Annotated in this window: 5 protein-coding genes and 1 pseudogene; all 6 read right to left on the reverse strand. The window is 71.1% G+C overall.

The annotated features are described in order from the left end of the window. The coding region (locus ACFSHS_RS06680) for an Hpt domain-containing protein (protein WP_376873366.1) at window positions 1-1,048 on the reverse strand (1,048 nt) is incomplete at its 3' end. Between the two features lie 150 nt (window positions 1,049-1,198). After that, complete coding sequence (locus ACFSHS_RS06685; RefSeq protein WP_376873368.1) at window positions 1,199-2,839, reverse strand: methyl-accepting chemotaxis protein; 1,641 nt, start codon at window positions 2,837-2,839, stop codon at window positions 1,199-1,201. A gap of 285 nt (window positions 2,840-3,124) precedes the next feature. Then, the gene (locus ACFSHS_RS06690; RefSeq protein WP_376873370.1) at window positions 3,125-4,738 is read right to left on the reverse strand and encodes a methyl-accepting chemotaxis protein; all 1,614 of its coding nucleotides are present in this window, start codon (window positions 4,736-4,738) and stop codon (window positions 3,125-3,127) included. Between the two features lie 304 nt (window positions 4,739-5,042). Continuing rightward, window positions 5,043-6,671, reverse strand: a complete 1,629-nt coding sequence (locus ACFSHS_RS06695) for a methyl-accepting chemotaxis protein (protein WP_376873372.1) — start codon at window positions 6,669-6,671, stop codon at window positions 5,043-5,045. A gap of 252 nt (window positions 6,672-6,923) precedes the next feature. After that, entirely contained in the window at window positions 6,924-8,546 is a 1,623-nt protein-coding gene (locus ACFSHS_RS06700) for a methyl-accepting chemotaxis protein (RefSeq protein WP_376873374.1), read from the reverse strand. Window positions 8,547-8,664: 118 nt separating this feature from the next. Then, window positions 8,665-8,878: pseudogene (locus ACFSHS_RS06705) on the reverse strand (methyl-accepting chemotaxis protein); the annotation flags it as partial.

The following is an 8,878-nucleotide window of genomic DNA, read 5'->3' on the forward strand; positions in this document are numbered from 1 at the left end:
GCTGGAGCCCGAGGTCGCGGACGACGCGCGGCAGCTTCGACCAGATGTGGTCGATCGGCTGCATGCGCGTCTTCATGACGCCCTCCTGCAGCTCGCTGGCGATGAGGTTGAGGCGCTGCGAGGCGCGGATCAGGTCGGTGTCGGTCTGCCGCGCGACGTTCTGGACGATCTGGTTGCGGGTGAGCACCAGCTCACCGACGAGCAGCATCAGCTCGTCGAGCAGGTCGACGTCCACGCGGATGGTGCTGTCGGCGACGCCGCGGCGGGCCTGGCCGTCGCCACCGGACGCCGGGGCGGCCTCGGTGTCGGCCGGCTCGGCCGCGGGCGCCTGGGCGGCCGGCTCCTCGACAGTGGGCTCGGGCATGACTGCGGGCGCTCCCTCGGGCAGCTCGTCGGCGGGGACAGGGGCGTGCTCCGCGACCGGCAGCACCGGCGCCGCGGCGACGGGCGCCTCGTCCAGGGGCCCGGTGGCGGGTGCCGCCGGGGTCGTCGCACGGGAGCCGGTGGCCTTGCGTGCGGCGGTCTTCTTGGGGGCGGCCGGCTTGGCCGGCGCCTTCGCTGCGGCGGCCTTCGCCGGAGCCTTGGCGGGGGCCTTCTTGGCCGTCGTCGCGGCGCGCGGTGCCGGGACGACGGGGGCCGGGGCCGGGGACGGCTCCGGCGCGGCGTCGTCCATGGCGGCGGTGATCGCGGCGACGACACCGGCCACCTCGACAGCACCCTCGCCCCCGGTGCCCTCGATCGAGGTGAGCAGCGCACGGACGGTGTCGACCATCTGCAGCAGCACGCTGGTGCGGGCCGGGGTCAGGGCCAGCTCGCCGTCCCGCAGCCGGGAGAGCATGTTCTCCCCGACGTGGGTGACCTCCTCGAGCCGGTTGAAGGCCAGGAAGCCGCTGGTGCCCTTGATGGTGTGGATGGTCCGGAAGATGCTGGACAGCCGCTCGCGCGAGTTGGGGTCCTGCTCGAGAGCGACCAGATCGGAGTCGAGCTGGTCGAGGTTCTCGTGGCTCTCGACCAGGAACTCCTCGACGATGTCGTCCAGACCGTCCACTGCTGCCTTCTCTCTCGTTGGCAGGAGCGCAGTCGCTCCCGATGGGTCATCGGCGGGCCGCCGGCGGACTCAAGGTGAATCCGCCGGCGGCAGCCGTCGGTGCTGTTATCGGCACCCGCGCCCCGCAAACGGCGAACCGCCTGTCTGCGGTCAGTAGGTGAACTTCCCGACGGTGGTGCGCAGGTCGGCGGCCATGCGGGAGAGCTCGTCGACGGCGGTGCGGGTCTGGGTCAGCGCCTGGGTGGTGGACTCCGCGGCGGCGGAGACCCCGGTGATGTTGCTGGCGATCTCCGTCGTCCCGCCGGCGGCCTCCTGCACCGACCGCGACATCTCGTTGGTGGTGGCCTCCTGCTCCTCCACCGCGCTGGCGATGGTGGTCTGCCGGTCGGAGATCTGCGCGACGATGGCGGAGATCTCCTCGATCGCGCCCACCGCCGCGCCGGTGTCGGCCTGGATGGCCTGCACCCGCTTCGCGATGTCCTCGGTGGCCTTCGCCGTCTCCTGGGCCAGCTCCTTGACCTCGTTGGCCACCACCGCGAAGCCCTTGCCCGCCTCCCCGGCGCGGGCGGCCTCGATCGTGGCGTTCAGCGCCAGCAGGTTGGTCTGCTCGGCGATCGAGGTGATCACCTTGACCACGTTGCCGATCTCCGCCGACGAGTCACCGAGCTTGGCCACCGTCGCCGTCGTCGTCTCCGCCGCCGTCACCGCACGCGCGGCCACCTCGCTGGCCTCCGCCGCGTTCGTCGCGATCTCCCGGATGGACGCGCCCATCTGCTCGGCACCCGCGGCCACCGTCTGCACGCTCCGGGAGACCTCCTCCGCCGCCGAGGAGACCACACCCGACTGCGCCGAGGTCTCCTCCGCCGACGCCGAGATCTGCGCCGAGGACGCCGACAACTCCTCCGACGACGCCGCCACCGCATCCGCCGAGGAGGCGACGGCCGAGAGCACCTCGCGCACGTTGCCGACGGCGGTATCCAGCGCCTGACCCATCCGGCCCAGCTCGTCACGGGTGGTCAGGTTGCTGCTCTTCGTCAGGTCGGCGGCGGCCAGCGCCTCGGCGACGTCCTGGACCTTGCGCAGGTTGCGGGCGATCTGCTTGGCGACGAACAGGCCGATACCGAGCGCCAAGCCGACACCGGCGACGATCACGGCGATGACGACCTTCCGCTGGCTCTCGTACTGGTCCTGCGCGTCGGCGGCTGCGGCCTCGGCCTCCTGCCCCTCCATGTCACGGACCGCACCGAGGGCCTTGTCCACCTCCGCCGCCAGCGGGGTGGCCTGGGCCTCCATGGCGGAGTAGAAGGCATCGGTGTCATCCCCGGTGGCCAGCGGTCCCAGGACGTCCTCGACGACGGTGGCGTACTGGTGGAACGCGGTGGCGGCGTCCTCGACGAGGGCGCGCTTCTCCTCAGCGGGGAAGGAGCGCCCGTAGGCCTCCGCGGCCTCGTCGAAGTCCGCGACGACCTCGGGCACCTTGCTCAAGAGGACCGAGGACGCTGCGTCGTCCGGCGTCAAGGAGACGTCACGGATCAGCCTCCGGACATCGGCCACCCGGAGTGCCATGTCGTCGGCGGCGGTGATCCCCGCGATGTTGCTGGCGTACAGCTGGTGAGTGGTGTCGGCAGACGATCCGAGCGCCGCGATTCCCAGTACGCCGACACCGGCGGCCACGGCGCCAGCGGCCGCCACGGCGGTCAGGACCTTGGTGCTGACACCGCGGTCGCCCCACCAGGCGCGTGCGGGTACCGGCTCGACCGGCGAGGTCGGGGTGCGGGGGACGGCGGACATCGGGGTTCTCCAAGATTGAGGGGACTGCACGGAATGGGGTCCAGCACCCCGGGAATGGACTCGTACCGGATAGCCCATCGACGTCGGTGCGGTGTGACGGAGAGAAAGGTAGGGCACTACATATTGCGGGCGAGCCTGAATCCCGGCGTGTCGGGACGGGTGCCACAAAAGGGTGGATCACCGTTCCGCCGTTGTCGACATGACGCCATTCGGATATGCCGGGAATGCGTTGAAGGGGTGGTGACCGGTAACCGGTCACCACCCCTTCCGGGACGACCTCGTCGGTCAGTAGGTGAACTTCCCGACGGTGGTGCGCAGGTCGACGGCCATCCGGGAGAGCTCGTCGACGGCGGTGCGGGTCTGGGTCAGCGCCTGGGTGGTGGACTCCGCGGCGGTGGAGACCCCGGTGATGTTGCTGGCGATCTCCGTGGTGCCGCCGGCGGCCTCCTGCACCGACCGCGACATCTCGTTGGTGGTGGCCTCCTGCTCCTCCACCGCCGAGGCGATGGTGGTCTGCCGGTCGGAGATCTGCCCGACGATCGAGCTGATCTCCTCGATCGCGGTCACGGCGGCGGTCGTGTCGCCCTGGATCGCCTGCACCCGGCGGGCGATGTCCTCGGTCGCCTTCGCCGTCTCCTGCGCCAGCTCCTTGACCTCGTTCGCGACCACCGCGAAGCCCTTGCCGGCTTCCCCGGCCCGCGCCGCCTCGATCGTGGCGTTCAGGGCCAGCAGGTTGGTCTGCTCGGCGATCGAGGTGATCACCTTGACCACGTTGCCGATCTCGGCCGAGGACTCCCCCAGCTTGCCGATCGTCGCGCTGGTGGTGGCCGCGGCGGTCACCGCCTTCGCCGCCACCTCGCTGGCCTCGGCGGCGTTGGACGCGATCTCCCGGATCGAGGCACCCATCTGCTCGGCCCCCGCCGCCACCGTCTGCACGCTGCGCGACACCTCCTCCGCCGCGCTGGACACCACACCCGACTGCGCGCTGGTCTCCTCCGCCGACGCCGAGATCTGCGCCGAGCTCGCCGACAGCTCCTCCGACGACGCCGCCACCGCATCCGCCGACGCCACCACCCCGGAGAGCACCTCCCGTAGGCTCGCCTGCGCCGTCGCGAGAGAGGCGGCCATGCGGCCGAGCTCGTCCTCGGACCGGACCTCGGGCGTCACGGTCAGATCCCCCTCGGCCAGGGCGTCCACCGACGCCTGCACGGAGCGGACGGTCCGCACGATTTGCCGCACGACCCACACACCGAGCAGTCCGGCGACGACGACACCGGCGGCGAGCGCCGTCCACAGGATGACGGCCGACTGCTCAGCCAGATCCTGAGCCTCCGCGGCATCCCGGGCCGCGTCCTCGCCCTGGCGTGCCTGCTCGGCGCCGAACGCGTCGGACAGGGCCCGGCCGGTCTCGGCCAGCGGGCCGACGGCCACCTGCAGTGCGGTGGCGGCGTCCCCGGAGTCCGCTGCCGGGTAGAGCTGCTCGTCCACGACCGTGTGGTACGCCTCGATGGCGTCCAGGACCGGCTGGAAGTCCGCCGGGTTGCTGAGGGTCGCGACGTAGACGTCGATCTCCTGCTCGAACTGCTCCCGGCGCTCCAGGAGATCCGCCCGGAGGCTGTCGCGCGTGGCCTGGTCGGCCAGACCGTAGAGGTTGTTCCGTGCGCGGGAGCCCTGGAAGGTGCGCTGTGCCTCCCCCAGGCGCTCCAGGGGCACGATGCTGGACTTGTCCAGGTTGTCGGCGGCTCCGGCCAGCGTGTTGATGCGGGCGACCCCCAGCGTGGTGAGGGCAACGGCGACGACGGCGAGCACCATGAGTGCGGAGCCGATCTTCACCCCCACCGGACGGCTGGCGAACCAGCCCGACCGGCCGGCGCGGACGGAGTTGACAGGAACAGACATGGTGGTTCTCCAGCGGGGACCGCGAGGTGTCGGCGTGGACTGGGCTTGTCGGCCGAACCGGGCCGACGGGAACGGTTCAGGACTGGTACGGCAGGAACGGGGAAAAGGTAGGGCACTGCGCATTCCGGTCGGCGCCACGAATGGGTGTGTCGCAGCGTCGGGAAAAAAGGCGTGGTGACCGCTCCGATGATGTCGACATGGCGTCTGGATGGCCGCCCCCTTTTTCCGCTTCTACGCGTTCTGAGTACCGAACGGGGTGGTGACCGCCATTCCGGTCACCACCCCGTCGTGGGCACTGGAGACGTCAGTAGGTGAACTTCCCGACGGTGGTGCGCAGGTCGGCGGCCATGCGGGAGAGCTCGTCGACGGCGGTGCGGGTCTGGGTCAGCGCCTGGGTGGTGGACTCCGCGGCGGCGGAGACCCCGGTGATGTTGCTGGCGATCTCGGTGGTTCCGCCGGCGGCCTCCTGCACCGACCGGCTCATTTCGTTGGTGGTGGCCTCCTGCTCCTCCACCGCGCTGGCGATGGTGGTCTGCCGGTCAGAGATCTGCGCGACGATGGCGGAGATCTCCTCGATCGCGCCCACCGCCGCGCCGGTGTCGGCCTGGATGGCCTGCACCCGCTTCGCGATGTCCTCGGTGGCCTTCGCCGTCTCCTGGGCCAGCTCCTTGACCTCATTGGCCACCACCGCGAAGCCCTTGCCCGCCTCCCCGGCCCGCGCGGCCTCGATCGTGGCGTTGAGCGCCAGCAGGTTCGTCTGCTCGGCGATGCTGGTGATCACCTTCACCACGTTGCCGATCTCCGCCGACGAGTCACCGAGCTTGGCCACCGTCGCCGTCGTCGTCTCCGCCGCCGTCACCGCACGCGCGGCCACCTCACTCGCTTCGGCCGCGTTCGTCGCGATCTCCCGGATGGACGCGCCCATCTGCTCGGCACCCGCGGCCACCGTCTGCACGCTGCGCGACACCTCCTCCGCCGCCGAGGACACCACACCCGACTGGGACGAGGTCTCCTCCGCCGACGCCGAGATCTGCGCCGACGACGCCGACAACTCCTCCGACGACGCCGCCACCGCATCCGCCGACGAGGCCACCGAGCTCAGGACGGTCCGCAGCGATACGACGGCCTCCTCCAGCGAGCGCGCTGTCCGGCCGATCTCGTCACGCTGCGACAGGTCGGTGGTCACGGTCAGGTCCCCCGCGGCGAGCCGGCCGGCGGCAGCCTGCAGGCGCACGAGGCTGCGCTTGACCGCCCCGGCCACCACGTACCCCAGCGCGGTCGCCAGCAGGACCCCCAGCGCGCACACGAGGACGATGGTGCGGGTGGCCTGGGTGACCGTCTCCTCGTACGAGGCGCCCGCCATCAGGCCGGCCTCGGCCTCCTCCAGCCCGATCTCGAGGGTTCCCTCGTAGCTCTTCCGGAGCTCACGGGTGGCGCCGAAGGCCAGGGCGATGGCCGCCTCGCGGTCCTGGGCGTACAGCTCGAACTCCGAGCTCATGCTGGCCGACCACGCGTCCAGCTCGCCCTCGAGCTGGTGAAGGTAGGCGGCCTGGTCTTCGGTGGATGCCGCGCGCGCCTCCTCGAGGTACCCGTCGACCTTGCCCAGACGCTCCTCGATCTCGGCGAGGAACTCCGGGTCGCCGGTGAGCAGGTAGCCGCGCTCGTCGTTGGCCGTCGCCTTCGCGGTCAGACCGATGTCGTGCAGGCTGTTCATGTACGGCAACGCCGTGGAGAGCTCCTCGGAGCGCGCATCCCGCAGGCCGTCCAGGTCGCCGACGGCCAGGGCGCCCACCCCGACGGCGGTGACCGAGGCGATCCCGACGGCGGTCAGGATTCGGGCGGCGACCGGTAGATCGGACAGCCGCGTCCCCCGGCGGGGGGCTCGTGGCCCGGAGCTCTGGGAATGGCCGGGCGGTTCGGTCGACTCGTTCATCTCGGGCTCCTCGTATGGCTCTGGCGGGGGACCACCGAGGCGGCGACGGCTCGGTGTTGTCGCTGCACGATAGAAATCCGAGGTGAACAGAAAGTTACCGGGACCGCGTGTCGGAAAAGCTGCAGGAATTGTTCGGCGACCGTCGCGGAATTGTCGACATGACGGCTTTTCCGACGCTCGGGGTGGTACTGGAACGGCGGCGGGGTGGTGACCGGCATTCCGGTCACCACCCCGTCGTGGGCACTGGAGACGTCAGTAGGTGAACCTCCCGACCGATGTGCGCAGGTCGGCGGCCATCCGGGAGAGCTCGTCCACGGCCGTCCTCGTCTGGGTCAGCGCCTGGGTGGTCGACCCCGCCGCCGTGGAGACGCCGGTGATGTTCGTGGCAATCTCCGTCGTTCCGTTGGCGGCCTCCTGCACCGACCGGGACATCTCGCTCGTGGTCGCGGTCTGCTCCTCCACCGCGCTGGCGATGGTGGTCTGCCGGTCGCTGATCTGCGCGACGATCGAGCTGATCTCCTCGATCGCGGTCACGGCTGCGGTGGTGTCGTGCTGGATGGCGTCCACCCGGCGGGCGATGTCCTCGGTCGCCTTCGCCGTCTCCTGCGCCAGCTCCTTGACCTCGTTGGCCACCACGGCGAAGCCCTTGCCGGCCTCACCCGCCCGCGCCGCCTCGATCGTGGCGTTGAGCGCCAGCAGGTTCGTCTGCTCGGCGATGCTGGTGATCACCTTCACCACGTTGCCGATCTCGGCCGAGGATTCCCCGAGCTTCGCCACCGTCGCCGTCGTCGTCTCCGCCGCCGTCACCGCCTTGGTGGCGACGTCGCTCGCCTCGGCCGCATTGGACGCGATCTCCCGGATGCTCGCCCCCATCTGCTCGGCACCCGCCGCGACCGTCTGCACGCTCCGGGAGACCTCCTCCGCCGCGCTCGAGACGACGCCCGACTGGACGCTGGTCTCCTCCGCCGACGCCGAGATCTGCGCCGACGACGCGGACAGTTCCTCCGACGAGGCGGCGACCGCGTCGGCCGACGCCACGAGCGAGGACAGCACCTCCCGCAGGCTTTGCTGCATCGTCGCCAGCGAGGCGGCCATCTCGCCGACCTCGTCCCGCTGGGTGACGCCCGAGTCCACGGTCAGGTCGCCGCGACCCGCGGCCTCCAGCGAGGCCTGGACCCGGCGCAGCGGACGGACGACCGAGCGGGCAGCCAGCGCGGCCAGCAGTGCGGCCAGGACCACGGCGAGGGCACCCACGACGCTCAGCAGGAGCGTCGCGGTGGCCTGCGCCTCGTCCTGCTCGGCGCGCAGGTCGTCCACCCGTTCCCGTGCGGACGCCTGGATCTCGTCGGCCAGGCCGATGATGATGCCGTAGCCGGCACCGGCGTCACCGCCGTTGATGCTCTCCATGGCGGTCCGATTGCCCTCGGGCGTACCAGCGGAGAGCCACGCGACGACCTGGTCGTCCCAGGTGAAGTAGTTGTCCCACGCCCGGCGGAGCTGGTCGAACGCCGCCTTCTCGATGTCGTTCATCGCGCTGGTGTCGACCTCGTCGAGCCAGGTGTAGATGCCGGCCTTGCTCTCCAGCAGCCCGGACCGGTTGTACGCGTCGTCGGTCAGGGCCACCCCAGGCCCGTAGATGGCGGCGTCGGACACGACCAGCCCCTGCCATCCGGTGACGTCGGCGATCTGGAAGCGGGCCGTCTCGGCGTCGCGGACGACTCCCTGGGCGGCACTGATCTGCTGCGCCAGCTCGCGCTGCTCGCCGACCGCGGAGAGACCGGCGCCCGCGCTGAGGACGACGAGCCCCCCGACGGCCCCGAAGGCCAGCCCGAGCCGGCGGCTCACGCGGAGGTTGGACAGGTGGTGCGTGCGCACGGGATGGCTCCTCGAACCGGGTGACCGGGACGACGACGTGAGCGGCAGGTGCTCGTCAGCAGTGGTCGTCAGCAGTGGTCGTCAGCAGGTGGTCAGAAGGTGGCGGTCGGAAGGTGGGTCAGAAGCTGAAGGCGCCGACGGTCGACCGCAGGTCGGCGGCCATGCGGGAGAGCTCGTCGACGGCCGTGCGGGTCTGCCCCAGGGCCTGGGTGGTCGACTCCGCCGCGGCCGAGACCCCGGTGATGTTGGTAGCGATCTCACCGGTTCCGTTGGCCGCCTCCTGCACCGACCGGCTCATCTCGTTGGTCGTGGCGGTCTGCTCCTCCACCGCG

Source organism: Blastococcus deserti (genome assembly GCF_042682525.1).
GTDB classification, from domain to species: domain Bacteria; phylum Actinomycetota; class Actinomycetes; order Mycobacteriales; family Geodermatophilaceae; genus Blastococcus_B; species Blastococcus_B deserti.

What these genes read in the sequence shown, in the direction of transcription:
- ACFSHS_RS06685 (WP_376873368.1), bottom strand. Translation starts at nt 2,839, where the DNA reads ATGTCCGCCGTCCCCCGCACCCCGACCTCGCCGGTCGAGCCGGTACCC.
- ACFSHS_RS06690 (WP_376873370.1), bottom strand. Translation starts at nt 4,738, where the DNA reads ATGTCTGTTCCTGTCAACTCCGTCCGCGCCGGCCGGTCGGGCTGGTTC.
- ACFSHS_RS06695 (WP_376873372.1), bottom strand. Translation starts at nt 6,671, where the DNA reads ATGAACGAGTCGACCGAACCGCCCGGCCATTCCCAGAGCTCCGGGCCA.